Raw genomic sequence first — 1,799 nt, 5'->3', positions numbered from 1 at the left:
CTCCGGATCGATTTTCTTGGGCATGTGCTCATCCTTCCTGACTCAGAAGGAAGCGGCATCAAACCTAGGGTGATTCACCGCGGCGTAGTTGCGTTCGCGGTCGGTCCGCGGTGGCGGTGTCTCGCCGGCTTGGGTGGCCTCGAATTTGTCGATGGTGCGTTTGACGGTTTTGTGGGTGGTGCCGCAGAGCTCAGCTGCTCCTCGGTACGACCCGACTTCGCGGTAAGCGGAAATGATGTCCATGCGTTCCTTCGCAGACTTCAATGGAACTCCCCGGGCGGTGCGGTGTGTGGTTGGCACCTTCACCGTCACCGCTCGGGCCTCGAGTTCCTGATCGACACGACGAACACGGGGTGGGGACTTTCAGTTGGCCACCAGTGGGGACCTCGACCTGGCCACCAGTGGGTACTTTTTCATGGCCACGGACAGGAGGTCTCCAGTTCGAGATCCCGCTCAAGGACAATATGACCCCCGGTGACGTGGTTCGTGCACCCGTTGGCTTGCGGCTCGAACCCGGGCAAGACCTCGGCGCGAGCATCACATTGACCGGACCCACCATTCCAGCGCCCGTTCCTCCGGCAACGACCACGTTTGCCACCGCACTTCGCTACACGGTGTACTCCGGCGTTTCCGCGACAGACTGCGTCGCAGGCACTGTGGGATCGACACCCGTCGTTGCACCGAACTCGCCGTTGAGTGCCGGCACCACGGCACCGATCGAGATTCCCAGCGGAGTAGCGGCCAACGCTGGAACGCCTGTCGAACTGTGTTTCGTCGTGACCTTGCCTGCCGGTACGACTAACGCAGTGTCTGGCCAGAGCACCGGCGAGCTCGTCTGGGACTTCGCCGGCACTTCGATCGCCTAGATTTTCGGTGACAACTGTTCGCTCCCGACAGCGGCGGGCACTGGCGGCAGGGGGAATAGTCCTAGGTTTCGGGGCTGTTCTCGTTGCCGCCAGCTGGACCGACAACGTCCTCGGCTTCGCCAACTTCCAGTCGGGGCAGTTCGGCATTCAGTCCAGCGTCGACAACGGGGTGACGTGGAGCTCGAACCCGGTCACCGGCACCAACAATCCGCTGTCGTTCGCCCCCAGCGTGAATGCAGTAGTTCCTGGTTCGGTCTCCTACGCGCCTATTCGGCTACGAACCGATGTGGGTTGACTCGCTGCAACGATCGAGCTCAACGGTGCACAGTTGACGGGAGATGCAGGGCTCGGAGGTGCACTCTTGTATCGCGCGGTCAAGCTCGCTACACCAGCATCGCCCTGTGGTAGTGCAGCTTTCACGGGTTTGCCCTCGTGGGTCGTCGGTAGTGCCGGTGCAGTGAGTGTGACGACCGGCTCTGCCCCCAACGTTTTCACACTTCCTGCCGGCACCCCGACGAGTGAGGGTGCATCAATCACCGTGTGCTTCGAGATCAGCTTGCCTGCCAGTCCGGCCAACTGGGCCAATCCAGCGCTGCAAGGAAAAACTGCGACCCCCGACTGGGCTTTCGTCGGCACTTCATAGGAAAGACACCATGACACGAGCGCGACACGGAACCGCCGAAGCGAAGCCTTCGGTGTGGTCGAGGGCCGGCGACTGGCTCTTGAACATCTTGGCTGTCGGCGGAGTTGTCTGCATAGCCCTGGTCATCTGTGCCTTCGCCTTCAACATCACCCTCATCATGTTCAAGACGGGGTCCATGTCACCGGCTATACCGACCGGATCATTGGCCGTCGTGGGACTGTCTGAATAACGGTTGATCCGGTCCTTGGTTCGACACGCCGAGCTCAGCTTGGTGGGAAGGATCGACGATG

3 protein-coding genes and 1 pseudogene are annotated in these 1,799 nt (G+C 61.3%); 1 reads left to right on the top strand and 3 read right to left on the bottom strand.

The genetic code is table 11. The features are described 5' to 3' along the window. Positions 1-78: 78 nt before the first annotated feature. Positions 79-264 (bottom strand): annotated as a pseudogene (locus R3P95_RS25975) (helix-turn-helix domain-containing protein); the annotation flags it as partial. A gap of 343 nt (positions 265-607) precedes the next feature. Continuing rightward, positions 608-823 carry a hypothetical protein gene (locus R3P95_RS25970; protein ID WP_317549900.1) on the bottom strand — a complete coding sequence of 72 codons (216 nt, stop codon included), beginning with the start codon at positions 821-823 and terminating at the stop codon, positions 608-610. A 50-nt stretch (positions 824-873) separates the two neighbouring features. Between R3P95_RS25970 and R3P95_RS25965 the strand changes: the two genes are divergently transcribed. Next, complete coding sequence (locus R3P95_RS25965) at positions 874-1,161, top strand: hypothetical protein (protein ID WP_269596896.1); 288 nt, start codon at positions 874-876, stop codon at positions 1,159-1,161. Positions 1,162-1,503: 342 nt separating this feature from the next. On the opposite strand, the gene R3P95_RS25960 is transcribed toward R3P95_RS25965, so the two are convergent. Then, the coding region (locus tag R3P95_RS25960; protein WP_317549899.1) for a hypothetical protein at positions 1,504-1,799 on the bottom strand (296 nt) is incomplete at its 5' end.

Source organism: Rhodococcus cercidiphylli, from assembly GCF_033042225.1.
GTDB lineage: Bacteria > Actinomycetota > Actinomycetes > Mycobacteriales > Mycobacteriaceae > Rhodococcoides.
Note: the sequence above shows the minus strand (reverse complement) of the source record. Positions and strands in the feature narration are given on the sequence as shown.